This is a genomic window from Streptacidiphilus anmyonensis, from assembly GCF_000787855.1.
Taxonomy (GTDB): Bacteria; Actinomycetota; Actinomycetes; order Streptomycetales; family Streptomycetaceae; genus Streptacidiphilus; species Streptacidiphilus anmyonensis.
Window position 1 is genome coordinate 203,545 of record NZ_BBPQ01000001.1, and the last position, 24,210, is coordinate 227,754.

Consider the following 24,210-nt stretch of genomic DNA (forward strand, 5'->3'; position numbering starts at 1 on the left):
CGTCCATGACGTTGACCGGCCACCGCGGACTGGACGAGGACGGCACGATCGCGCGCGAGGGGTCGCCGGACCGGGTGGCGGCGGAGTTCGCGCCCGTGGTCGCCGCGACCCGTTCGCTGCTCCTCGCCGCCTTCGGCGACCCCGACACGGGCTCCTCGCGACTGCACAGCGCCTACCTCTACGGCAGTGTCCCGCGCGGCACCGCCGTCCCCGGACGCTCCGACCTCGACCTGCTGCTCGCCCTCCGCGACCGGCCCCGGGCGGACGACCGCGCGGCGGCCGACGCGCTCGGCCGGACCCTCGACGCCGACTTCCCGCAGATCGACGGCGTCGGTGTGCTGCTCTTCGACACGGCCGCCCTGCTCAGCGAGCTGGAACGGCACGACCTGGGCTTCTTCCTCGCCTGTCTGTGCACCCCACTGCTCGGGGAGGATCTGGCCGGACAGCTCCCCCGCTACCGTCCCACCTCGCTCCTCGCCCGCGAGACCAACGGCGACCTGGCCCGTCTGCTCCCCGTCTGGCGCGACCGCCGCGCGGCCGCCACGACGGACGCCGAACTGCTGCGTCTCAGCCGCCATGCCGGGCGGCACCTCACCCGCACCGGCTTCACCCTCGTCATGCCCCGCTGGGGCGGCTGGACCAGCGACCTCGCCGAGTCGGCCGACCTGTTCGGCCGGTACTACCCGGCCCGCGCGGCCCAGATGCGCACAGCCGCCCTGACCGGCCGCACCCCGACCACCGACGCCACGACTCTCCGCCTCCTCCTCGACGACCTCGGCCCGTGGCTCGCCGCCGAGTACACCCGCGTCCACGGCGAGAAGACCCCCCGCCCCTGAGCCGAGCAGGACGACCGAGACGAGCGGAAGGGCCGGGGACGTCGCACGGACGGACGGGCCGTCACCTGCGGTCCGAACGCGGCGGACCGTCGCGGAGAAGCGTTCGAAGCGGTCGCACCCGATCGGCTACTCTCGCGCGGGTGACCCAGACCCCGCCGCCCTCGGCCTCGGCGCCGCAGGCGTCCCCGTATCCCGCCGCCGCACCCCTGGCCGCTCCCGCGGCGAAGCTGAGCGCGGCCGCGGTGTGCGCGCTGGTCGCCTCGGCCGTCGCGCTGGTGCCGGTGGGCGTGGTGCTGGGCATCGTCGCGCTGTTCCGCACGCGACGGCTGGGTCAGCGAGGTCGGCGGCTGGCGGTGGTCGCGCTCTCGCTGTGCGCCGCGTGGACGGCGATGGGAATGGTGGCGATCATCGCGACCGCCACGGTGATCGGCTCCAGCCAGGGCCCCCTCAACACCTTCGGGGCGGGGACGTGCTTCACGTACCAGGACGGCGTCGACACCGCGCAGGGCGTGGACGTCGTCTCCTGCTCGGATCCCCACGACGGGCAGATCGTCGCCGACCACGGCCTCGGCTCCGCCTACCCGGGGCTGAGCGCCGCGGCGAAGGAGTCGGTCCTCGGCTGCGTGACCGACGCCGCGCAGGCGATCCCCGACGCCGGTCGGTTCGGTCCGTCGACCCGGCTGAAGATCTACTACCCGTCCCAGGACAGCTGGGACGGCGGCATGCACTCCGCCGTCTGCGTGCTGACGAACACCGACCACTCCACGCTGAGCGGTGACGCGCTCGACGCCTCCGGCCTGACGCCGTCGCAGCGGCAGGTGCTGCGGCTGACCAACGAGACGGTCCTGCTCCGGAGCAAACTGCACGACGTGCCGCAGAGCGGCTGGCAGATCGCCGCCGCGCTGGAGGAGCGGCTGGACGCGGCCGACCGTGCGGAGAGCGCCGCTCTCACCGCGCTCGCGGCCGACGCGCCGCAGGGCGCGACGTCCGCCGTCCCGCCGCTCCTGCGCGCCCTGGCCGCCGCGGACGCGCAGGAGGCGTCCGCGGCCGAGGCGGCCTCCGGCGCGATCACCAGCGCCGCCGCCTGGCAGTCCCGGATCGACGGCGACAGCGTCACGTACGCTCCGGCCGCTTCGGGCTACCAGGAGCTCCGCGGGCCTCTGGGCCTGCCGCGGCAGCCGACGGAGTAGGGCGCTCGGGGGCTCAGACCGCGCTGCCGGACTTCCAGGTGGCCCAGTCCATGTTCCAGCCGTTCAGGCCGTTGGCGGGGTCGACCGTGCGGTCGCCGGAGTTGATGACCTCGACGACGTCGCCCACGATCGAGCTGTTGTAGAACTCCGCCGCGGGCGTGCCCGGGTCGGAGGCCCCCTGGACGTCGTGGAGGCCGACGCAGCCGTGGCTGGTGTTGACGTTGCCGAAGGTGCCGTAGGACCAGTAGTTGCCGTGGATGAAGGTCCCGGAGTTGGTCAGGCGCTGCGCGTGCGGCACGTCGGGGATGTCGTACTCGCCGCCCAGGTTGACGGTGCGTGAGTCCATCCGGGTCTGCAGCAGCTTCTCGGAGATGACCATCTTGCCCGCCCACGTGGTGTGCGCGGGGCTGCCGCCCGAGATCGGGAAGGTGCTGGTGACCTTGCCGTCACGGGTGACGGTGAGCTGATGGGTGGCAAGGTCGGCGACGCTGGTCTGGCTGCGGCCGATGGTGAAGGTCGCCGAGGTGTTCTGGGTCCCGAAGCGGTCGGCCGCGCCTTCGACGTCCTTGAGGGCGATGGTGACGGTGACCTTCGTGCCGGGCTTCCAGTACTGCTCGGGGCGGAAGTCCAGCCGGGTGTCGCCGAACCAGTGGCCCACGATCTCGACGGGCGGTTCGGACTTCACGGTGACGGCCTTCTGGACCGCGGCCTTGTTCGTGACGGCGTTGTTGAAGGTGATGGAGACCGGCATGCCGACCCCGACGGTGGCGCGGTCGTCGGGGGTGTACACCCCGACGAAGGACTTCACGGGCTTGCCGGTGGTGAACGCGGACGAGACGGTCGCGGTGGTGCCGGCGCCGTCCTTGGTGACCGCGGCGAGCTTGTAGCCGGCGCTGGAGGAGAGCGGGGTGTCGCTGGTCCATCCGGTGCGGTCGGCGGTGAGCCGGCCGGCTATGTGCTTGCCGCCGGGGCCGGTCAGGGTCACCGACTCCAGCGTGCCCTGGGCCACCTGGACGGTGACGGGGGCGGTCATGTCGACGCCCGTCGCCCCGTCCTTCGGAGTGACCGTCACGCTCGCCTTGGAGGCCGCCGGTGACGCACCGCCGGAGCCCTTGGAGCCGGAACCCGATCCCGTGCAGCCGGCTATCAGCAGCACCGGGGTCCCGACCATGCCTGCGACCACGGATCGCCGGGTCCAGTTCGCTGCTGTCGCCATGGCTCACTCCTGCCGTCGGGGTCGTGCACTTAGTGCGCTTATCACCCTAAACAGGACTGCCGATAACGCCCAATTCGGACGTCTCGGACGCCACTCATCTGGCGGATGGTCAGGACGCCCCGGCTCGTGGAACCGCCCGCCGGACCGGCCGCCGGACGGCACGGCGGACCGCATGCCGCCGGTGGGTCACTCCTCCGTGCCGGCCTCGAACGGCTCCCAGTCCTCGGTCTCGGCGTCGTAGTCGACGGGCTGCGTCTCCCAGCCGGCCTCGGCCAGCTCGACGCCGGGGATGTTCTCCAGCATCGCGACCGGGTCGATGAAGTGCGCGACCGAGCCACTCGGGTCGAGGTTGATCGCCTCGAGCGCCTCGGCGCGCTCGTCGTCCTCCAGGTACTCGTCGCTCTCGACCTGCTCCAGTGCCGCGGCCTGGAGCGCCTTCTCGTCGACGATCTCGGCGATCAGCTCGATCTGAAGCCGGATGTACCGCGGCGAGCCGCTCTCAGTAGTCATGGGCCGAGCCTATCCAAAGGCCGCCAAAGGTGATTAGCATCGTCCGGACCAGCGCGAAGCAGCCGTCGTCACGGCCGTCGTACGTAGTAGGAGCGCCCGTGGGTCGCCGTCATCTCACCGTCACCGCCGTCGCAGCCGGCATCGGCACCGCGCTGACCCTCGCGGTGAGTCCCTACACGACGTCAGGCGCCTCGCCGGTGACGCCGGTTCACACCTCGGCGGGCGGCGACTCCGCGTTCACAGCGGCCGGTTCGGCGCGTACCGACGGCACCCCCTACCTGGTCGGCGGAGCGGGCTGCCTGCTGGCCGGAGCCGGGATCGTGATCGCCCGCCGCCGCGCGACTCCCTGACGACGCTCCGCCGACGGCACCCCGACGACGACCCCGACAACCGGTGAGGTCGGGGGCCCGGGGACCCGGGGCCCTCGACGGCCTCCGGCACGCGCGTAGAAACACCAGTAGGGCCGGCCCCGAAGGGCCGACCCTACTGTCTCCGTCCTGTTCCCCCACCCGGGAACGCGGAGCTGGTGCCGCGGGGCGCCGCACCCCGTCGTGACGACGGGGGCGGGACGACGGCGTTCCCCACGGGCTGGACGCGGCCGGCCGGGTCAGGGCCGCCCGACGCGTCCTGGTGACTGCGGAGTCCGGGAGCCGCTCCATTCCCCGCTGTCACCACGCTCGGCTTCTTGCCGTTGACAAGAACAATGCCGGAGCGTTGTTAACCACGTGCTGCCGGTACGTGACGCCTACGTACCAATTGGACCTACTTACGCGAACCTACTTCCGCGACATGAAGGCGAGCAGGTCCTGACGGGTGACGATGCCCTGCGGCTTGCCCTGGACCAGCACGACCGCCGCGTCCGCCCGCTCGAGGACGCTCATCAGGCTGCTGACGGACTCCATGGAGCCGACCACGGGCAGCGGCGCGGACATGTGCGTGCCGATCGTGTCCTCCAGGCCGAAGCGCTTGGCGAACAGTCCGTCCAGCAGGTCGCGCTCGACGATGGAGCCGATCACCTCACCCGCCATCACGTCCGGGTGCCCGGCCCCCGGGGAGACGACCGGCATCTGCGAGACGCCGTACTCGCGCAGGATCTGCACGGCCTCGCCGACGGTCTCGTTGGGGTGCACGTGGACGAACTGCGGGATGCCTTCGTGCTCCAGCGCGTCCTTGCGCGCCAGGACGTCGCCGACGTGCGCCTCGTCGCCGCCCTCCTCCAGGAAGCCGTAGTCGCGCATCCACTCGTCGTTGAAGATCTTGCTCAGGTAGCCGCGGCCGGAGTCCGGCAGCAGCACGACGACGACGTCGTCCGGGCCGAGCCGCTTGGCGACCTCCAATGCGGCCACGACGGCCATGCCGCAGGAGCCGCCCACCAGCAGGCCCTCCTCCTTGGCCAGGCGGCGGGTCATCTGGAAGGAGTCCTTGTCCGAGACCGGCACGATCTCGTCCGCGACGGTGCGGTCGTACGCGGTGGGCCAGAAGTCCTCACCGACGCCCTCGACGAGGTACGGGCGGCCGGTGCCGCCGGAGTAGACCGAGCCCTCCGGGTCCGCGCCGACGACCTTGACCCGGCCCTCGGAGGCGTCCTTGAGGTAGCGGCCGGTGCCGGAGATGGTGCCACCGGTGCCGACACCCGCGACGAAGTGGGTGATCCGGCCCCCGGTCTGCTCCCAGATCTCCGGGCCGGTCGACTCGTAGTGCGAGGCCGGGTTGTTCGGGTTGGAGTACTGGTCCGGCTTCCAGGCGCCCGGCGTCTCGCGGACCAGGCGGTCGGAGACGTTGTAGTAGGAGTCCGGGTGCTCGGGCGCGACCGCGGTCGGGCAGACCACGACCTCGGCGCCGTAGGCGCGCAGCACGTTGATCTTGTCCGTGGACACCTTGTCAGGGCAGACGAAGATGCACTTGTAGCCCTTCTGCTGGGCCACGATCGCGAGACCCACGCCGGTGTTGCCGGAGGTGGGCTCGACGATGGTGCCGCCGGGCTTGAGCGCCCCGGAGGCCTCGGCGGCCTCGATCATCTTGATCGCGATGCGGTCCTTCACCGAACCGCCGGGATTGAAGTACTCCACCTTGGCCAGGACGGTGGCGGAGATGCCTTCGGCCACCTTGTTCAGCTTGACCAGGGGGGTGTTCCCGACCAGGTCGATGATCGAGTCGTGGTACCGCAACGGGTTCCTCCGCGGTGTGGCGGTGTGAGGGAAATATGCGGAGCGCACGGTTTGTCGACTCCGCGGGTGCCAGCGTAATGCGGGAGACTCGGTCCAGGGCGCGGTCGGCTCCCGTCCTGCGGTGTCACCGCGGTGTCCCGGGTGACTCCGGGCGACGCGGCGGGCGACGCCACCCGCGGCCGAGGCGCGGTGGAGGCACGGCGTGGCGCGTGGTGGCAGGGTGTCGGCCGAATTGGCGGGAATGCCGCTGGCGCGGCTGAAACACGAGCGCGTCCTCCGGCGTTACCGGGTATTGACGCAGTGATGCAGATGCCCCGGGTTCCACCGGGACCGCCACGAGCGGCCCGGAGGGTCTGGGCCCTACCCACTTGGGGGTGGTCATGTCACGAGCACGAGTTGCCCGACGCATCGCCGCGGCCGCGGCGTACGGCGGTGGCGGGATCGGCCTCATCGGCGTGGGGCTCGTGGGTGTGCTGCTGGCAGAGGCCAAGATCGCGGAGCACCAACTGGACACCCTGAAGGGCGAGCCGCCGCGTGCCGACGGACGCTACGGCACCGCCTTCGCCGCCGCGGACGCCAGGCCGCTGCGCTTCGCCGTCCTCGGCGACTCCACCGCGGCCGGCTTCGGCGTGGACCGCGGCCGGGAGACCCCGGGCGCGCTGCTGGCCGGGGGGATCGCCTCCGTCGCCGAACGACCCGTCGACCTCTTCGTGGTCGCCGCCAACGGCGCGACCTCCGAGGACCTGGCCCGACAGATGGACGTGCTGCTCAGGACGGTCGGCCCGGAGGGCCCGGAGCTGGCCCTGATCATGATCGGCGCCAACGACGTCACCCAGCTGACCAAGCCCGCCACCGCGGTCCGCCTGCTCGGCGACACACTGAAGCAGCTTCGCGCCCGGGGCGCCGAGGTGGTCGTCGGCACCTGCCCGGACCTCGGCACCATCGAGCCCGTCCGCCCGCCGCTGCGCTGGCTGGCCCGGCGCGCCAGCCGCCAGCTCGCCGCCGCCCAGGCGATCACCGTCGTCGAGGCGGGCGCACGCAGCGTCTCCCTGGGCGACCTGCTGGGCCAGGAGTTCCGCGGCCGGCACGAGATGTTCGCCTCCGACCGCTACCACCCCTCCGCCCAGGGCTACGCGACCGCCGCGATGGCGATGCTGCCGACGCTCTGCGCGGCGCTCGGCGTCTGGCCGGAGATCCCCTCCGAGCAGCGCGGCGAGGGTCTGCACTCGCTCGCCAAGGCCGCCGCGGTCGCCGCCTCCCACGGCGGCACCGAGGTCGCCCCGGCAGGCCACTGGGCCCAGCTGCTGCGCCGGGCCCGCCGTCCGCTCAGCGCGGTCGGCAACGGGGTCGGCAACGGGGTCGGCAACGGGGTCGGCGGAGGGGTCGACGGCGGAGTCGACGGCGGAGTCGACGGCAGCGCGGGCGCCGAGGGTGACGCCGAGCCGGCCGAGCCCGCCGAGCCGCTGTCGGAGGGCGGCGCGACGTCCGTCGGCCCTGCCCTGTCTACGTCAGACAGCTCACAGTGACGGAGCGCTGACGAGACCCCTACCTGGGAGTAGCTTTCTGGCAGGCCTGTCTCCGACTCCGCGCGGCAGGCCTGCCGGCCACCCCCTTCCGCATCTCCAGGAGCCACGATGCCCGAAGCCGTTATCGTCAGCGCCGCCCGTTCGCCGATCGGCCGGGCCGGGAAGGGCTCGCTCAAGGACGTCCGTCCGGACGACCTGACCGCGCAGATCGTCGCCGCGGCGCTGGCCAAGGTTCCCGAGCTGGACCCGCGCGAGATCGACGACCTGATGCTGGGCTGCGGTCTGCCCGGCGGCGAGGCCGGCTACAACCTGGGCCGCGTGGTCGCCGTGCAGCTGGGCATGGACCACCTGCCCGGCTGCACCATCACCCGCTACTGCTCCTCCTCGCTGCAGACCACCCGCATGGCGCTGCACGCGATCAAGGCGGGCGAGGGCGACGTCTTCATCTCGGCCGGCGTCGAGACCGTCTCCCGCTACGTCAAGGGCAGCTCGGACGGCCTGCCCGACACCATGAACCCGCTCTTCGACGCGGCCCGGGCCCGCACCGAGGCCCGCGCGGCCGGCGGCGCGGACGACTGGCACGACCCGCGCGAGGACGGCCTGGTGCCGGACGTCTACATCGCCATGGGCCAGACCGCGGAGAACCTCGCCCAGCTCAAGGGCGTCACCCGCCGCGACATGGACGAGTTCGGCGTCCGCAGCCAGAACCTGGCCGAGAAGGCCATCGCGGACGGCTTCTGGGCCCGCGAGATCACCCCGGTGACGACGCCGGACGGCACCGTCGTCAGCAAGGACGACGGCCCGCGCGCCGGGGTCACCCTGGAGGGCGTGGAGGGCCTCAAGCCGGTCTTCCGCCCCGACGGCCTGGTCACCGCCGGCAACTGCTGCCCGCTGAACGACGGCGCGGCCGCGCTCGTCATCATGTCGGACACCAAGGCCCGCGAGCTGGGCCTGACCCCGCTGGCCCGGATCGTCTCCACCGGCGTCTCCGGCCTCTCCCCCGAGATCATGGGCCTCGGCCCGGTCGAGGCCTCCAAGCAGGCCCTGAAGCGCGCGGGGCTGTCCGTCTCGGACATCGACCTGGTCGAGATCAACGAGGCCTTCGCGGCCCAGGTGATCCCCTCCTACCGGGACCTCGGCATCGACCTGGACCGGCTGAACGTCAACGGCGGCGCGATCGCGGTCGGCCACCCCTTCGGCATGACCGGCGCCCGCATCACCACCACGCTGATCAACTCGCTCCAGTGGCACGACAAGCAGTTCGGCCTGGAGACCATGTGCGTCGGCGGCGGGCAGGGCATGGCCATGGTCATCGAGCGCCTGAGCTGAGCCGGGCTCTCAGAAGAACTTCACGATGACCCGTTTGGGCCAATAGCGGACGGGTAAGGGTTGGGTCACGTTCCGCCGCGACCCAACCCGTTTTCTTTATCTTCCCTTCATCTTCGGTCGACAGAGCGCGATCACCCGGTCGCATTCCGTAGAGAATTGTTCTCCGGAAAAGCTCGACAATGTCGGACGTCACAGATGAAAAGGGCATTACGCCCTGCCGGGATTTGCCTCGGTGCGGCACTGTTGGGGTGACCGCCTGTTCAGATCCTCGCAAGGGGTGCCCCCGTGACCGTCCTCCTTCTCGCCGTGCTCGCGCTGGTCACCGTGCTCGCCGTGGCCACGCTGCTGTCCGTGCGTGCCATGCGGCGCCGCCTGGAGTCGGACCTGGAGTCCACCGTCCGCCGCGCCGTGGCCGTGGCACTCGCCGAGGACCGGGAGCGTGAGATAGCCGAGGCGCGCACTTTCTGGGCCGAACAGGAGGCCCGCGCCGCAGAGGATTCCGTGACTCCCGAGGAGATCGAGGCCGTCGAAAGCCTCGACGCCCTCGTGGCCGAGAACACGCTCTTCCTGCCGGCTCCCCGCGGATTCATCGACGAGTCCGGGGAAATGGACCCGGAGTTCGCGGACGCGCTGCGTTCCGCGCTCGAGGAGATGATCACCGAGGGTGATCGGGTGGCCCGCCCGAGCCACCCCGCCGAGCCCGGCTTCATCCCGCAGCCGACGCCGACCCCCGAGTGGACCGACCTGCGCCTGCTCGAGCTCGTCGAGGTCGGCACCGCCCTCAAGGACGTCCGCCCCGGCCCGATGGGCACCCTCGACGTCTACGTCTTCGAGGACGAGACCACGCTGTGCGTCGCCCCCGGCGACGCGGAGACCGGCGCCCTCATCCGCGAGGCGGTCGCCTCCGGCACTCCCGTCCGCCTCCTGGGCACCTCGCGCCTCCCGGGCGCCCACGCCCTGACCTTCGCCCTCTCGGACGACGAGACGGTCTACGTCCTCGCCGACCGGGTGGTCGCAAGCCTCTGAGACCGGTGTGCCTCCGCGCGGAGGCACAGGTGCGAACCCCAGGGGCACGGGGAACTGCGGGGGAACTGCGCGAGCAACCACCGTTGTGCGGATGCCCCCGGCAACAGGGCCGTCCCCACGCCGGTGGTTGCTCGCGCCCGCGCGAACGAGCCGCACATCGGCAGAGCCCCGCGCCCCTGGGTAGCGACACTCGGCGTGCTGCCTAGAACTCCGCGATGGCCCTCAGCGCGTCCGCGAGGATCCGGTCCGCATCCGGACCCTCCGTCGTGGCGAGCGTGAGCGCCAGGTCGTGCGCCGCCACCGCGATCTGATCCCCCACCACGAACGCCCCGGCGTCGGGAATCTCCGCGGCCGCCCCGGACGCCCGCGCCAGCTTGCGGGCGAGTTCCAGGCCCGCCGGGGCCTGACGCGTGAGTGAACTCTGCGGCATCGCGCGGAATCGGTCCGCCAAACGCTCGGCGGCGGCGAGAAGTGGTGTGGGATCGGGCATGCGCCGAGCGTATCCGCGCATCACGGATGAGAGCACCCGCGACCGGGTACGGGAGCCTCGACGCCGACTGTTGCCAAGCCTCGGCCCCTGCGGCACAGTCGTGAAACGGACCGCTCTATCGGAGGCGCCCAGTGACCCTCATGTACTCCGCAGAGACCCATCAGAACCTGATCTCCCGGATCCCCGTCGTGACGGGCCGGAGCATCGACGACTGGCTTCACGCCGTGGCCGAAGGGCCGGGGCTCCACCGCTGTGAGGAGAAGATCGAGTGGCTCCGGCGCGAGTACGAGATCTCGTACGGCTACGCCAAGGCGCTCGTCCACGAGTACGACCTGCGCCGGGCCGCCGCACGCATGTAGGGAGGGGCTTGCGGGTCCGCGAAGTGGCCTGAGCATGTCAGACCAGTTCGCGGACCCGTGCCCGGAGCCGGACTCGAACCGGCACGGCCTCCCGGCCAGCGAGGTTTAAGCTCGCCGTGTCTGCGTTCCACCATCCGGGCGTATTCCCGAGGCAAAGCCTATCCGGAGCTGTGCACCGCTCGTGCACGGATGTCGGGAAGTTGGCTCATTTTACCGGACTCTGACAATACGTCAGTGCAGCTCGGAGGGGGCGTGCGCCCGGCGCGCAGGCACCGCGGTGCGTGCTGCCCCCCAAGAGCGACCCTGAGAAGGGCCCCGAGACGTCCCCGAGGAGTCGGAGACGGTGTCATACCGGGGAAGGAGCAACGGTCCGTGCTTCGGGCCGACTTCCGGGCCGGTAACGGCCGAGAGGATGAAGAGGCGGTCAGTCGTCGGCCGCACTCCTGCTCTCGCACCAGCCCGTTCCGACCCTCGGAGTCCCACCGTGACCACCACTGCTCTGCGCACCGCCGCAGCTCGAGCCTCGGACCTGTCCAAGGTCTACGGCTCCGGCGACACCCGCGTCACCGCTCTGGACCACGTCTCGGTGGAGTTCTACCGAGGCGAGTTCACCGCCATCATGGGCCCGTCGGGCTCCGGCAAGTCGACCTTGATGCACTGCATGGCCGGCCTCGACAGCGTCAGCTCCGGCTCGGCCCGGATCGGCGAGGTCGAGCTGAACGGCCTGAAGGACAAGGCGCTCACCAAGATGCGCCGGGATCAGATCGGCTTCATCTTCCAGGCGTTCAACCTGTTGCCGACGCTGACCGCGCTGGAGAACATCACCCTGCCGATGGACATCGCCGGCCGCAGGGCCGACAAGGTCTGGCTGGACCGGGTGATCGCCACGGTCGGCCTGGCCGACCGCCTGGGCCACCGGCCCAGCCAGCTCTCCGGCGGCCAGCAGCAACGCGTCGCCTGCGCCCGCGCGCTGGCCTCGCGGCCCGAGATCATCTTCGCGGACGAGCCCACCGGCAACCTCGACTCCCGTTCGGGCGCGGAGATCCTCGGGTTCCTGCGCTCCTCCGTGCGCGAGCTCGGCCAGACCATCGTCATGGTCACCCACGACCCGGTCGCCGCCTCCTACGCGGACCGCGTCGTCTTCCTCGCCGACGGGCGCATCGTCGACGAGCTCCAGGCCCCCACGGCCGACGGCGTCCTGGACCGCATGCGCCGGTTCGACGCCAAGGGCCGGACCAGCTGAGCGACGACGGGGATCGAAGAGCTCATGTTCAAGACCGCACTGCGCAACGTGCTGTCCCACAAGGGGCGGCTGCTGATGACGATGCTCGCCGTCGTCCTGGGCACGGCCTTCGTGGCCGGCACCCTGGTCTTCTCCGACTCGGTCAGCACGGCGCTGAAGAACAGCCTTTCGCACAACTACGACAACGTCTCCGTCCGCGTGGAGAACAGCGCGGCCGGTGAGGACCGCAGCGCCCAGGACAACACCAGCGACGCCAAGCCGCTGACCGATGCGACGCTGCGCCAGATCCGCGCCCTGCCGGGCACCGCCTCCGCGGTCGGCGCCGTCGAGGGCTTCGCCGGGATATCCGATCCGAACGGCAACCTGATCGGCGGGCGCGGCGAGACGCAGGGCGCCAACTTCAGCCCCGGCGCCGACGGCGCCGACACGCGCTACCCGATGGCCCAGGGCTCCGGCCCGGCCACCTCCACGCAGATCGCCGTCGACCAGCGCACCGCCCAGAAGAACGGCTTCAAGGTCGGCGACACGATCCGCGTCGCCGTCAACGGCCCGGTCATGAAGCTGACCGTCTCCGGCATCTTCACCTCCGACGACCCGGCGCTCAGCTCCGGCGGTTCGCTGGTGCTGTTCGACACCGCGACGGCCCAGCGGCTCTACACCGCGCCGGGCCAGTACGGCTGGATCGACGCCCTGGCCAAGCCCGGCACCGGCCAGGAGGCGCTGGAGTCGCAGATCGGGCAGGTCGTTCCGCACAGCGGCAACATCACCCTGCACACCGGCGCCTCCCTGACCGCCGACGCCAAGCAGATGGTCGAGGACGACTCGAAGAACATGAAGACGGCGCTGCTGTTCTTCGCGGGCGTCGCACTGTTCGTCGGGATCTTCCTGATCTCCAACACCTTCACCATGCTGATCGCGCAGCGCACCCGCGAGCTGGCCCTGATGCGCGCCCTCGGCGCGAGCCGCAAGCAGGTGCGGCGGTCGGTGCTGCTGGAGGCGCTGCTGGTCGGCCTCACCGCGTCCGTGGCGGGTCTCGGCGCCGGCGTCGGCATCGGCGCGGCGCTGAAGGCCTGGGCCGGTTCCAGCGGCAACCTCCCCGGCGGCGGCCTGACGGTCACTCCGTCGACGGTCCTGATCACGCTCGCGGTCGGCACCGTCGTCACCGCGCTCGCCGCGCTCTTCCCGGCGCTGCGCGCCTCCCGGGTCCCCCCGGTGGCGGCGATGAGCAGCAACGACCAGCCGGTCTCGCAGAAGAGCCTGGTGGTGCGGAACACCATCGGTCTGGTGCTGGCGGGCCTGGGCGTGGGCGTGGTGCTGCTCGGCGTCTCCCAGGGCGGCAGCGCCGGCCGGATGCCGGTCGCGCTGGGCGCGCTGCTGGTGATGCTCGGCGTCTTCGTGCTCACCCCCCTGCTGTCGCGACCGATCATCGCGGCCACGGGTCCGCTGTTCCGGCGCCTGTTCGGCATCAGCGGCACGCTCGCCAAGCAGAACGCCATCCGCAACCCGCGCCGCACCGCGGCCACCGCCTCGGCGCTGACCATCGGCGTCACGCTGATCACCGCGCTGACGGTCATCGGCACGTCGATCAGCACCACGATCACCAGGCAGGTCACCGCCAACATGAAGGCGGACTACGCGGTCGGCATGCAGTTGGGCGACCGGGTCTCGCCGCAGCTGCTCGCGCAGCTGAAGTCCGCGAAGGGCGTCACCGCCGCCAGCGCCGGCGACTCGCAGTACCTCAAGGTCGACGGCCAGGACCTCTCGCTGAGCGGCTACGACGCGAGCAGCTTCGACCAGCTGGTCGCACCGGACCTGACACAGGGGACGGTCGACGCCTTCAGGCAGGGTCAGCTCCTGATCGACACGGACCAGGCCAAGACCCTGAACGTCTCGGTCGGCAGCACCGTCCAGGTGGCCTACCCGAACGGCACCTCCGGCAGGCTGACGGTCGGCGGCGTCTACCCGAAGAGCGGCCTCCTCGGCCCGGCCCTGCTGAGCGAGCAGGCCCTGGCGGGCCACACCCTGGCCCCGTACTACAACGTCGTCCTGGTCAAGATGGACGGCGGCGCCTCGGCCGCCAACGAGCAGTCGCTGCGCGACGCCACGGGTCTGAACCCGCTGGTCAAGATCCAGTCGCAGCAGCAGATGGTCGACCAGTTCAACTCGCTGATCTCGATGATGCTGACGATCCTCTACGCGCTGCTGGGCATGGCGGTCCTGATCGCCATCCTGGGCGTGGTCAACACGCTGGCCATGTCGGTCTTCGAGCGCAAGCGCGAGCTGGGCATGCTGCGGGCGGTCGGGCTCGACCGTCGCGGGGTCAAGCAGATGGTCCGGCTGGAGTCCGTGGTCATCGCGGTCTTCGGCGCGGCGATGGGCGTCGCCATCGGCACCTTCCTCGCCTGGGCGGCCAACGGCCTGCTGAAGTCGAGCCTCTCCGGCCTCACCACGGCCCTGCCCTGGGGCCGCCTCGCCCTCTTCATCGCCCTGGGCGCCACGGTCGGCCTCCTCGCCGCCCTCTGGCCCGCCCGCCGAGCCGCCAGGCTCGACATCCTCGGCGCGATCAAGACGGACTGACGGACTGACGGACTGACGGACCGTCGCAACAGCACCGCCACAGCACCCCCAGGGGGCGCGGGACTCGTTCCCGCGCCCCCTGGCGTGTCAGCGCGACCTCGTATTGTCCGGGCATGACCCTCGCCGCGATCGACGCGCTCCTGGCTCAGCCCTTCCCGCAGGCAGCGGCCAAGGACGGCAGCAGCGGACCCGGCCATCTGGTGCTGACACTGCGCCAGAGCCGGGAGTTCTGGGACGACGTCGACGACGCGGCCTCCAGCGCGGCCTACGCGGAGTTCGAGGCGGAGCTTGCCGCCCTGGCGGCCACCCTCACCGCGCGGTGGGGGGAGCCGGGCGCCGTCGATCTGCTGCCGTTCCTGCGGGCAGGCCTGGAGGGTGAGCACGTGCCCGAGCCTCTGGATCTCCTGAGCCAGTACGTCGGCCGCATGCAGGTGTGGACGCCGCGCGGCGGCACCCGCTGGCTGGCTCTGGCCGTCGGGCAGTGGGACAAGGAGCTTCCCGTGGAACTCGTCGCCGCCGTCGGGACGGTGGAGCTCCGCCCCTGAACGTGCCAGCGCCCCCGCCCGTGGGAACGGGCGGGGGCGCTTACGGCAGCGGTGCCGGTCATGAGCACCACGGTCTGTGGTCCGGCGACGCTGCCGGGCTGAGAGGTGGGCCGGAGCGGTACCGGCCCTGGGGCCGTCAGGCGGAGACCTTCTCCTTGGCGGGAGCCGGAATCACCGGGGCCGGGGCCGCGGCCTCGACGAACACCTCACGCGGCGTCTCCATCTCCACCAGGGAGACGGTCTCGCGCTTGAGGAACATCGCCAGGGTCCAGTCCGCGAAGACGCGGACCTTGCGGTTCATGGTCGGCACGCGGCTGCCGTGGTACAGGCGGTGGAACCACCAGGCGGGGCGGCCCTTCAGCTTGTACTTGCCGAAGAGGATCGCCACACCCTTGTGCAGGCCGAGACCGGCGACCGCACCCAGGTTCTTGTGCTTGTACTCCTTCTGCGGGAAGCCACGCATGCCGGAGATGACGTTGTCACCGAGGACGATGGCCTGACGCACCGCGTGCTGGGCGTTCGGCGGGCACCAGGCGCCCTCGCCGACGGCGAGGTCCGGGACCTGGGCGTTGTCGCCGGCGGACCAGACGTTGTCGAAGCCCTGGACCTGGAGGGTCGGGGCGGTGTCGACGTGGCCGCGCGGGCCGAGCGGCAGGCCGAAGTTGGCCAGCGCCGGGTTCGGCTTGACGCCGGCGGTCCACACGATGGTGGAGGCGTCGACCTCGATGCCGTTCTTCAGCACGACGTGCTTGTCGACGCACGACTCCATCGAGGTCTCGATGTAGATCTCGATACCGCGCTCCTCGAGCTTCTCCTTGGTCCACAGACCGAGGTCCGGGCCCATCTCGGGGAGGATGCGGTTGGCTGCCTCGACCACGATGAAGCGCATGTCCTCACGCTTCACGTTGTGGTAGATCTTCGCCGAGTCGCGGGCCATGTCCTCGATCTCGGCGATCGTCTCGATGCCGGCGAAGCCGCCACCGATGACGACGAAGGTCAGCGCCTGCTTGCGCACCGCCTCGTCGGTCGTGGACTCGGCACGGTCGAGCTGGGCCACGACGTGGTTGCGGAGGCTGATGGCCTCCTCGACCGACTTCATGCCGATGCCGTGCTCCGCCAGACCCGGGATCGGGAAGGTGCGGGACACCGAGCCCATCGCGACGACGAGGTAGTCGAAGGGGATCTCGTAGGGGTCGCCCGCGGCCGGGTGCACGGTGGCCACCTTGCGGTCCTGGTCGACCGAGGTGACGTGACCCGTCAGGACCTCGGCCTTGGAAAGGACGCGGCGCAGCGGGGCGACGAGGTTGCGAGGCGCGACGTTGCCGCCGGCCGCCTCGGGGAGGAAGGGCAGGTACGTCATGTACGACCGCGGGTCGACGACCGTGACGGTCGCCTCCCCGTAGCGCATCTTCTTGAGGATGCGCATCGCGGCATACAGGCCGACGTAGCCACCGCCGACAATCAGGATGCGAGGACGCTCCGTGGTGCTCATATCCGAAAGTATCCACCCCCTCCTCGCCTGGCATTTGTGGGCCTGGTCACAAGGGTCTGGACAGCACCTGCTACACTTCGCGCCCCCATGAGGCGGGTCTCCCCCACCGCTCACACCCGCGATCGCCATGGTGTGAATTTCCGCAGCTCGACGGCCTCATTGCGATTGTGCGTGCGACGGCGGCACGTCGCCTCCGATCCGGCGGGCAGGGTCGCCGGGACGCCTTCGGTCCCACAATTCGGACGAAGCACCCCAGCGGCCCCGCCAGGCGACGGGAACTCCATGTGAAGAAATTCACGAACATTTCTCGGCGGGACGCGCCGAGAGTCCGCGCAGGGCCCGTGGAGGGCCCGCAGAAGGCCTGCGGAAGGCCCGGGGCGCGCGCCAGGCGCGCCCCGACCAGGCGTCAGAGCAGCGTGCTCCAGGCGATTCCGTCGAGGATGTCGTGCTCGCTGACGACCAGCTCGGCGGCCCCGGTCCGCTCCATGATCGCCAGCAGGACCAGGGCGCCCGCCACGATCACGTCGACCCGCCCCGGATGCATGACGGGGATCGCCGCGCGCTCCTCATGGGTGGAGGCCAGCAGCCGTGTCGCGACCGCCCGGACGTCCGCGACCGGGATCCGGGAGCGGTGGATCAACTCGCTCCGGTACGAGGGCAGCCCGAGAGCGATCCCGGCCACGGTGGTGACCGTCCCCGCCAGACCGACCAGCGTGGCCCCGGTGTCCAGCGGGACCGTCTCGGCGGCCTGGTCCAGCGCCTTGGCGATGTCGGCGCGCATCGCGTCGAAGTCCTCGCCGTGCCGCTCGGTCATCCGCACGCAGCCGATGTCGACCGAGCGGGCCGCCTCGACCCGGTCCGTGCCCAGCACGAACTCCGTCGAACCGCCGCCGAGATCGAAGACCAGGTAGGGGCCGCCCTCGCCGTTCAGCTCCTTGGTGGCGCCGGTGAAGGAGAGCTGCGCCTCCTCGTCGCCGGTGATCACCTCGGGGTCGACGCCGAGGATCTCGCGCACTCCGGCGACGAACTCCTCGCGGTTCTCCGCGTCACGCGAGGCGCTGGTGGCCACGAAGCGCAGCCGTGTCGCGCCGAGCTCGCGGATGATCGCGGCGTAGTCGCGGCAGGCGGCGAACGTCCGCTCCAGCGCCTCCGGCGCGAGCCGACCGGTGCGGTCCACGCCCTGGCCGAGGCGGACGATGGTCATCCGGCGGTCCAGCTCGTGCAGCTCACCGGTCGCCGGGTCCAGGTCGGCGACGAGCAGGCGGATGGAGTTGGTGCCGCAGTCGACACCGGCCACTCGCGTCAGGCTCACGCTTCCTCGCCCTCCGTCGTCGCATCCGCCGCCGGCTCGGCGGTCCCGTCGGCGCAGACGCACGGGCCCTTGCGCCACCACTCCGGCAGCGCGGCCAGCGCCTCGTCGCCGAGCGGGTTCACACCCGGACCCGCCGCCAGCGAGTGGCCGACCAGGACGTGCAGGCACTTGACCCGGTCCGGCATGCCGCCTGCGCTCGGGAAGCCCTCCAGCACCTCGATCGCGTCGCGACGGGCGATGTAGTCCTCGTGTGCCTTGCGGTAGCCCTCAGCGAGCTCCGGGTCCTCGGCGAGCCGGGCCGTCTGCTCCTTCATCATGCCGTCGGCCTCCAGCGTGCCGATCAGCGAGGCGGCGCGGGGGCAGGTCAGGTAGTAGAGGGTCGGGAACGGCGTGCCGTCCTCGAGGCGCGGGGCCGTCTCGACCACGTCGGGCAGGCCGCAGGGGCAGCGGTGGGCGACGGCGCGCAGGCCGCGCGGAACGCGGCCCAGCTGGGCCTCGACGGCGGCGCGGTCGGCCTCGGAGACAGGACCGGAAACGGGGGATTGGTCGTGCGACATGTCTCTATTCTTCAGTCATTCGTCAGTGTGCGACGTGGTCCGCCGTGTCGAGGGAGCCGAGCAGGCTCTGGTACCAGGGCTGTGAGGCCTGTTGCTGCGCCGTCGGCGACGCGCTCGGCGTGGCCGAGGGGTTCACAGCTGTGAACGGGGTGTCGCCAGGAAAGGCGAAGTGGAGCCGCTGTCGTGCCTGCGCCTCGACGAACGCCGGGTCCTGCCAGCGGGCCTTCTCCCGGCGCAGCTCGTCCACCTGGCGCTGCGCCTGCTGCTGCGCCGCGCGCTGCTGGTCGATCTGCGAGCGCTGGGCGATGAACTGCCGCATCGGGTACGCGAGCGCGGCCACGAGCGCGCACACCACGAGGGCGAGCACGGCAGCGCGGCCGGTGAGCCGAGGCCGTTTCCGGCCCTGCTGCTGGTTGGCCACCGCTGTCCCTCCCATGTTCGCAGCCCCTCCGTGCCCTGTGCGCTCCATGACCTGTGGACGCCGGGCCCTGTGGGCTCCGTGCCCCGTGCGCGACGACGCCCCGCCGCCCCCACCCTAGAGGGTGAAGGCGACGAGGCGTTGGAGGAGCAGGCTCAGCCGTTGAAGCGCGGGAAGGCGCCGCGGCCGGCGTACTCGGCGGCGTCGTCGAGGATCTCCTCGATGCGCAGCAGCTGGTTGTACTTGGCGACGCGCTCGGAACGGGCCGGGGCGCCGGTCTTGATCTGGCCGCAGTTGGTGGCGACGGCCAGGTCGGCGATGGTGACGTCCTCGGTCTCGCCGGAGCGGTGGGACATCATGCAGCGGTAGCCGTTGCGCTGGGCCAGCTCGACGGCGTCCAGGGTCTCGGTCAGCGAACCGATCTGGTTGACCTTCACCAGCAGGGCGTTGGCGGCGCCCTCCTTGATGCCGCGGGCCAGACGCTCCGGGTTGGTGACGAACAGGTCGTCGCCGACGAGCTGGACCTTGTCACCGAGCTCGGCGGTGATGGTCTTCCAGCCGTCCCAGTCGTCCTCGAACAGCGGGTCCTCGATGGAGACCAGCGGGTACGCGGCGACGAGCTCCGCGTAGTACGCGGTCATCTCGGCGGCGGAGAGCGGCTTGCCCTCGAACTGGTAGGCGCCGTCCTTGTAGAACTCGGAGGCGGCGACGTCCAGGGCCAGCGCGATGTCGCGGCCGGGGGTGTAGCCCGCGCCCTTGATCGCCTCGATGATCAGGTCCAGGGCCTCGCGGTTGGAGTCGAGGTTCGGCGCGAAGCCGCCCTCGTCACCCAGGCCGGTGGACAGGCCACGGGCCTTCAGCACGCCCTTGAGCTGGTGGTAGACCTCGACACCCCAGCGCAGCGCCTCGGAGAAGGACTCCGCGCCGATCGGGGCGATCATGAACTCCTGGATGTCCACGTTGGAGTCCGCGTGCGAACCGCCGTTGAGGATGTTCATCATCGGCACCGGCAGCACGTGGGCGTTCGGGCCGCCCAGGTAGCGGAACAGCGGCAGGTCGCTGGCCTCGGAGGCGGCGTGCGCGACGGCGAGCGAGACGCCCAGGATCGCGTTGGCGCCCAGCGACGACTTGTCGGCGGTGGCGTCCAGGTCGAGCATGGCCTGGTCGATCAGGCGCTGCTCGGTGGCGTCGTAGCCGACCAGCTCCGGGCCGATCTGCTCGATGACGGCCAGGACGGCCTTCTCCACACCCTTGCCGCCGTAACGGGACTTGTCACCGTCGCGGAGCTCCAGGGCCTCGAAGGCACCGGTGGACGCGCCCGACGGAACGGCGGCGCGGCCGGTGCTGCCGTCGTCGAGGCCGACCTCGACCTCGACGGTGGGGTTGCCACGCGAGTCGAGAATCTCCCGCGCTACGACGACGTCGATAGACGGCACAACTGTCTCCTCAGGGGGATGCGGGTTGTTACGCACTGAGCCTAGCCTCTGTGCCCGCCCGGACCCCTCAGGCCCTTGCGCCTGTCTTGCCTGGCGGAACGCCGGGCGGCCGCTACCGGTGGGTAGCGGCCGCCGGCGCCCCTGCGCGGCCGACAGGCCTACTTCACGACGAGCCTCTCGCCGATGTGGAGCATGTCCGGGTTGCCCCCGATGGTGGCGCGGTTCTCCGCGTACAGCCTCTGCCAGCCGCCGAGGATGTGGTGGGCTGCGGCGATCTTCGAGAGCGTGTCGCCGGGCTTGACGCTGTAGTTCCCCGAGCCGCCGTGCCGCGCGGGCGGCTTGCTGCTCGGACCGCTCGGCTTCGGCGCGGGCTTGCGGTGCTTTCCGGTGCCGACGACCGGCGCCGGACCGCCCTTGTGCAGCCCGGCCCGAGGGCCGCAGACGGGCCAGGCGCCGGGGCCCTGGCTGTCGAGGACGCGCTCAGCGACGGATATCTGCTCCCCCTTGGACGCGTGGTTCGCGGTGGACGCGTACGCGCCGCCGCCGTAGGCGCGCCAGGTGGACGCGGAGAACTGGAGCCCCCCGTAGTACCCGTTGCCGGTGTTGATGGACCAGTCGCCACCGCTTTCACACTGGGCGACCTTGTCCCAGGTCGAGACGGGCGCGGCGCTCGCGCCCGTGGCGGCGATCAGCGGCAGCGCCACAGCGGCGCCGGCGACGGAGGTGGTGGCCATGATGACCCTGGCCTTGTTCACACGGACACGACGATGACGGCCGGTGCCAGAGAAGAGCATGCGGGATTCCCTCTCCGACGCCTGCGAGGTGAGCTGTCGGGTTCGGGCCGCAGAGGATGGCCCGGACGCTCACGCGTCTTCACCCCAAGCCGTCCGCGCCTTCGCGCGTTCGGCGACTTACCTGGGTCCCCCGCTCCTGTCCGGTCGTCAACTCGGCGTATCCCGCCTCACGGTGGACAGGACTCGGCGTCCCGTTCGACGGGTGTCCACTGCTGTGGACCTCAGGGAGGCTAAGCGGGTTTTCATATGAATCTCAATCACGACACGAATCCCACTGTTTCGCACACTTCCCACTCGTCACGGAATCGCCGCACCGCACATGGGTTGACCTGCGGTTCTCGCATTGGCGCGGTATCAGCTGTGAGCTGCGTTACGGCACATCAATGGAGAAAGCGCTAAGCGACGCGCTCACGCCGAGTTTCTGACGAAACGTCGTCAACGCTTTTCAGCCGCGCACAAGGACTCGTCGGCGCGATCTGCGCCATTCCGACAGCGCCGTCCGTACCTGAGCGTCGGTGAGAACGGCCCGCACTCCGATCCACGGGAGCGCCCGTCCGACGATCTCGGCCAACCGCTCCCGGACGACCGCCTCCCCCAGCAGGTCCGACGCCTCGCAGGTCCGGACGACATCGACGTAGACGGACCTGACGCGCTGGAAGCCGACGTACCAGCGCAGGTCGGCCTCCAGGCCCTTGACGGCCTTGGGCGCGACCCCACGCACCGCCCGCCGCCAGATCGCCCGCACCCTGCGGCGCTCCACCTCGTTGCGGTAGCCGAAGCGCTCCAGGTGCATGGCCAGGTCGTGCAACGGGTCGCCGACCATGGCGAGTTCCCAGTCGATCAGCGTGGGCGTCCCGCCGTCGGCGGGGACGATGATGTTGCCGGCGTGGAGGTCGCCGTGGAGCAGGATGAACGGACGGCTCGTCAGCGGCGGCACGCGATCGGCGAAGCGCTGCAACGCGTCGTCGGGGAAGGCGAGTCCGCGCAACAGCGGCCCGTAGTCGCGCAGTACGGCGGGGGCCGTCTCCTGCTGGGCGTAGCGCACCTGCGCCATGAGGAAGCCCCGACTGTCGCCGTCGCTCGGCCAGTCCTCGGGTCGCCTCGGCAGCTTCTCCACGCGAACGGCCGCCAACTCGGCGAAGAAGGCAGCCAGCCAGGCGTGGATCCGCTCCTCGGGGACCGCGTTGCCGCGCAGCCGACGATCCGCCAAGGACTCACCCGGCGTGAAGGAGTGAAGGCGTTCGTTCAGCACCTGGGGAGCGCCGCCCACGCAGCCCTTGAGCGACTCCAGGATCTCCGTCTCCGACCACACGACCCGGTCGAAGCAGTACGTCTGACGTCGTGGCGACCGGAGCAGGGCCGGGGTTCCGCCCAGGTCGACCTCGACGTTCCGGTGTCGGAATCCCGTCAGCGCGACCCCATGACGAGCCAGCCACCAGACCGTCAACCCCGGGCACAGCCAGAAAGCCACCGCGAGCCGGCGTTTGGCCTTGGTGGCGCTGGGGTGAGGGTCCGGGCCTGGGATGGCTGCCCCCGCATGAGGAGAGGCGGTCGATGTTTGACCGCACTCTACTGCGGGAACTCGTGCCTCGCTCGACGGACTGGCCCATCGCAGCCGACCAATCTCACCTGGGGACAAAAGCCCTGGTCAGAACCTCCATCTCGGCCACGACCGCACGCGCTCCGAGTTCGGTCAGGCGAGCGGCGTTCGTCCTGCCCTCCGGAACGAACCCGATGAAGGCGATGCCTGCCTCCCGCGCCGCCTCGGCGTCGGCCTCCGAGTCACCGATCAGGGCCACTCCGGCCCGGTCGACCACGCCCAGGCCGCGCAGCGCCCGCTCGATGCAGTCGGAGTGCGGCTTCATCCGCCACGGCTCCCGCGGATCGCGACCGTGTATGCCTCCGGTGAAACGTTCCAGCAGTCCTTCTCTTCTCAAGCAGCCGTCGATCGCGTCCCACGCGTTGTTGCTCGCCACCGCCAACGGGATCGACAGACCCTCGATCAGGTCCCGCACCCCGGGCGTCAGCTGCGCCGTCGAGACGGCCTCGCACTCCCGCTCGGTCAGCCACTTCTCCGCCTCCGCGAGCGCGGCGCTCGCCACGCCCCGCATCCTCCGCAGGATCGTGTGAGCGTTCCGCTCCTGCTCCAGACCGGTCAGGTCCGCATCGTGCCCGCGAAGGATCTCGCGGAGGTCATCGGCCATCCGTCCGGTGTCATGTCCCTCGAAGAGGCGGCAGACGGGTCCGTCGAAATCGAAGAGCAAGGCGCGCACATCCGCGGTCCATGCCCGGTCGAGCGCGAATCCTGATGCGGGTGGGATCATCAGGCCAGTTTGTAGGGGCGTGCCCGCCCTGACCAGACGGACTCGAACCATCGCTCCGCCGTCGCGACCGGTATCTCGAACAGTGGCGCCTCCAGTCCGAACACGTCCTGGATCTTTGTGGGTTCGCCGTCTCCGAGCGGAACGTCCCGGTCCAGGAACTCGTACAGCCCCTGGAGGGCGAGCCGGCGGTTGACGATGTAGAGCTTCATGACCGGCGTCAGCGGCACCGCCTTGATGTCGACCGTGAAGACGCCCTCCGGCTCGTCGATCGCCAGGGTCTCCAAAGTCAGCTGCAACGACCGTACTTGGTGGCGGGTGATCTCCGCCTGCCGCATCCGGGGAGCCGGATCGTCGGGGTCGGCCACCGCGTAGGGCACCGCCAGCTTGGCGGTCGGATCGGGCAGCAGCAGGCGCAACCGGATCTCGCGCGGCGGCGAGGCGCCCCCCAGGGCCCTCAGCCGGTCGAGCTTGGGCGCCAGGCTCAGCGCCAGCGTCTCCGCCGTGAACCCGAAGTAGTCGATGGCGACCTCGGATTCGGCGAGCACCCGGTCCAGGATGTCGTCCAGCACGTCGATCGCCTGGGACGACTGGGGCTCGCCCGCCGCGTCGGCGACGACGGGAGGAGCGCCCCGGCCCCCCGTGATCAGTCCCTCGGCCAGGAGTTCACGCAGCGCCCTCTGCACCGTGGACGGCGCCACGTCGTACTGGTGGGCCATGACGCCCCGCGACGGCAGGCGTTCGCCGGGCCGCATGGCCTTGATCTGGTCCCGCAGCGCCGCGACGACCCGCTCGGTCGCCGTCTCCGGCTCCGCGCCCATACGCGCCACCTCCCCGCCGGTTGACTACCCATTTTGAGCCAGTC

General features: G+C 71.0%; 23 protein-coding genes, 1 tRNA gene and 1 riboswitch. Of the genes, 10 read left to right on the forward strand and 14 right to left on the reverse strand.

What is annotated here, in order from left to right; genetic code table 11:
• Positions 1 to 5 precede the first annotated feature (5 nt).
• Both TR50_RS00895 and TR50_RS00900 read left to right on the forward strand, forming a co-directional pair.
• Entirely contained in the window at positions 6 to 836 is an 831-nt protein-coding gene (locus tag TR50_RS00895) for a hypothetical protein (protein WP_042412538.1), read from the forward strand.
• 140 nt (positions 837 to 976) lie between these two features.
• Positions 977 to 2,026, forward strand: coding sequence for a septum formation family protein (locus TR50_RS00900; RefSeq protein WP_042412540.1), 1,050 nt, complete (start codon positions 977 to 979; stop codon positions 2,024 to 2,026).
• 13 nt (positions 2,027 to 2,039) lie between these two features.
• Here the strand turns inward: TR50_RS00900 and TR50_RS00905 are convergent, their stop codons facing one another.
• Together TR50_RS00905 and TR50_RS00910 are read right to left on the reverse strand one after the other, a co-directional pair.
• Positions 2,040 to 3,242, reverse strand: coding sequence for a L,D-transpeptidase (locus TR50_RS00905; RefSeq protein WP_042412542.1), 1,203 nt, complete (start codon positions 3,240 to 3,242; stop codon positions 2,040 to 2,042).
• 186 nt (positions 3,243 to 3,428) lie between these two features.
• A complete protein-coding gene (locus TR50_RS00910) occupies positions 3,429 to 3,752 on the reverse strand; it encodes a hypothetical protein (RefSeq protein WP_042412545.1) in 324 nt (107 codons plus the stop codon).
• A 98-nt stretch (positions 3,753 to 3,850) separates the two neighbouring features.
• Here TR50_RS00910 and TR50_RS00915 point away from each other — a divergent pair, with 98 nt between their 5' ends.
• Entirely contained in the window at positions 3,851 to 4,102 is a 252-nt protein-coding gene (locus TR50_RS00915; RefSeq protein ID WP_042412548.1) for a hypothetical protein, read from the forward strand.
• A 426-nt stretch (positions 4,103 to 4,528) separates the two neighbouring features.
• Here TR50_RS00915 and TR50_RS00920 read toward each other — a convergent pair whose 3' ends face one another.
• Positions 4,529 to 5,920: a cystathionine beta-synthase gene (locus TR50_RS00920; protein WP_042412551.1), complete on the reverse strand. Its 1,392-nt coding sequence runs from the start codon at positions 5,918 to 5,920 to the stop codon at positions 4,529 to 4,531.
• A gap of 380 nt (positions 5,921 to 6,300) precedes the next feature.
• Between TR50_RS00920 and TR50_RS00925 the strand changes: the two genes are divergently transcribed.
• The 3 genes from TR50_RS00925 (at position 6,301) to TR50_RS48085 (ending at position 9,801) form a co-directional block, all read left to right on the forward strand.
• Positions 6,301 to 7,446, forward strand: a complete 1,146-nt coding sequence (locus TR50_RS00925) for an SGNH/GDSL hydrolase family protein (RefSeq protein ID WP_084699615.1) — start codon at positions 6,301 to 6,303, stop codon at positions 7,444 to 7,446.
• A gap of 108 nt (positions 7,447 to 7,554) precedes the next feature.
• On the forward strand, positions 7,555 to 8,775 hold the full coding sequence (locus TR50_RS00930) for an acetyl-CoA C-acetyltransferase (RefSeq protein ID WP_042412554.1): 1,221 nt from the start codon (positions 7,555 to 7,557) through the stop codon (positions 8,773 to 8,775).
• A gap of 285 nt (positions 8,776 to 9,060) precedes the next feature.
• Positions 9,061 to 9,801 (forward strand): hypothetical protein, encoded by a 741-nt coding sequence (locus TR50_RS48085; protein ID WP_042412556.1) that lies wholly within the window; start codon positions 9,061 to 9,063, stop codon positions 9,799 to 9,801.
• 202 nt (positions 9,802 to 10,003) lie between these two features.
• Here the strand turns inward: TR50_RS48085 and TR50_RS00940 are convergent, their stop codons facing one another.
• The gene (locus TR50_RS00940; RefSeq protein WP_042412557.1) at positions 10,004 to 10,291 is read right to left on the reverse strand and encodes a hypothetical protein; all 288 of its coding nucleotides are present in this window, start codon (positions 10,289 to 10,291) and stop codon (positions 10,004 to 10,006) included.
• Positions 10,292 to 10,431: 140 nt separating this feature from the next.
• On the opposite strand from TR50_RS00940, the gene TR50_RS00945 reads away from it, so the two are divergent.
• Positions 10,432 to 10,650 (forward strand): DUF4287 domain-containing protein, encoded by a 219-nt coding sequence (locus TR50_RS00945; RefSeq protein WP_439654183.1) that lies wholly within the window; start codon positions 10,432 to 10,434, stop codon positions 10,648 to 10,650.
• A 58-nt stretch (positions 10,651 to 10,708) separates the two neighbouring features.
• Here TR50_RS00945 and TR50_RS00950 read toward each other — a convergent pair.
• A tRNA-Leu gene (locus TR50_RS00950) sits at positions 10,709 to 10,790 on the reverse strand.
• Positions 10,791 to 11,062: 272 nt separating this feature from the next.
• Between TR50_RS00950 and TR50_RS00955 the strand changes: the two genes are divergently transcribed.
• The 3 genes from TR50_RS00955 (at position 11,063) to TR50_RS00965 (ending at position 15,015) form a co-directional block, all read left to right on the forward strand.
• A complete protein-coding gene (locus TR50_RS00955; protein ID WP_084699616.1) occupies positions 11,063 to 11,893 on the forward strand; it encodes an ABC transporter ATP-binding protein in 831 nt (276 codons plus the stop codon).
• Between the two features lie 24 nt (positions 11,894 to 11,917).
• Entirely contained in the window at positions 11,918 to 14,470 is a 2,553-nt protein-coding gene (locus tag TR50_RS00960) for an ABC transporter permease (protein ID WP_042412565.1), read from the forward strand.
• Positions 14,471 to 14,583: 113 nt separating this feature from the next.
• Positions 14,584 to 15,015, forward strand: coding sequence for a hypothetical protein (locus tag TR50_RS00965; protein WP_042412567.1), 432 nt, complete (start codon positions 14,584 to 14,586; stop codon positions 15,013 to 15,015).
• Between the two features lie 136 nt (positions 15,016 to 15,151).
• Here the strand turns inward: TR50_RS00965 and TR50_RS00970 are convergent, their stop codons facing one another.
• The 9 genes from TR50_RS00970 to TR50_RS01010 all read right to left on the reverse strand — a co-directional run bounded on the left by TR50_RS00970 (position 15,152) and on the right by TR50_RS01010 (position 24,166).
• Positions 15,152 to 16,507, reverse strand: a complete 1,356-nt coding sequence (locus TR50_RS00970) for an NAD(P)/FAD-dependent oxidoreductase (RefSeq protein ID WP_042412570.1) — start codon at positions 16,505 to 16,507, stop codon at positions 15,152 to 15,154.
• A 406-nt stretch (positions 16,508 to 16,913) separates the two neighbouring features.
• Positions 16,914 to 17,813, reverse strand: a complete 900-nt coding sequence (locus TR50_RS00975; RefSeq protein ID WP_042413205.1) for a Ppx/GppA phosphatase family protein — start codon at positions 17,811 to 17,813, stop codon at positions 16,914 to 16,916.
• A gap of 2 nt (positions 17,814 to 17,815) precedes the next feature.
• Entirely contained in the window at positions 17,816 to 18,376 is a 561-nt protein-coding gene (locus TR50_RS00980) for a DUF501 domain-containing protein (protein WP_042412573.1), read from the reverse strand.
• A gap of 22 nt (positions 18,377 to 18,398) precedes the next feature.
• On the reverse strand, positions 18,399 to 18,812 hold the full coding sequence (locus tag TR50_RS00985) for an FtsB family cell division protein (RefSeq protein WP_236654183.1): 414 nt from the start codon (positions 18,810 to 18,812) through the stop codon (positions 18,399 to 18,401).
• Positions 18,813 to 18,949: 137 nt separating this feature from the next.
• A complete protein-coding gene (eno, locus tag TR50_RS00990) occupies positions 18,950 to 20,230 on the reverse strand; it encodes a phosphopyruvate hydratase (protein WP_042376679.1) in 1,281 nt (426 codons plus the stop codon).
• 158 nt (positions 20,231 to 20,388) lie between these two features.
• Positions 20,389 to 20,985 (reverse strand): LysM peptidoglycan-binding domain-containing protein, encoded by a 597-nt coding sequence (locus tag TR50_RS49970; RefSeq protein ID WP_304941196.1) that lies wholly within the window; start codon positions 20,983 to 20,985, stop codon positions 20,389 to 20,391.
• A 42-nt stretch (positions 20,986 to 21,027) separates the two neighbouring features.
• Positions 21,028 to 21,192: riboswitch (cyclic di-AMP (ydaO/yuaA leader) on the reverse strand.
• A gap of 277 nt (positions 21,193 to 21,469) precedes the next feature.
• Positions 21,470 to 22,495 (reverse strand): aminoglycoside phosphotransferase family protein, encoded by a 1,026-nt coding sequence (locus TR50_RS01000; protein ID WP_236654184.1) that lies wholly within the window; start codon positions 22,493 to 22,495, stop codon positions 21,470 to 21,472.
• A 154-nt stretch (positions 22,496 to 22,649) separates the two neighbouring features.
• The gene (locus tag TR50_RS01005) at positions 22,650 to 23,399 is read right to left on the reverse strand and encodes an HAD family hydrolase (RefSeq protein ID WP_084699618.1); all 750 of its coding nucleotides are present in this window, start codon (positions 23,397 to 23,399) and stop codon (positions 22,650 to 22,652) included.
• Positions 23,348 to 24,166, reverse strand: a complete 819-nt coding sequence (locus TR50_RS01010; protein ID WP_042412583.1) for a GntR family transcriptional regulator — start codon at positions 24,164 to 24,166, stop codon at positions 23,348 to 23,350. Before TR50_RS01010 ends, TR50_RS01005 begins: the two co-directional genes overlap by 52 nt.
• Positions 24,167 to 24,210 lie beyond the last annotated feature (44 nt).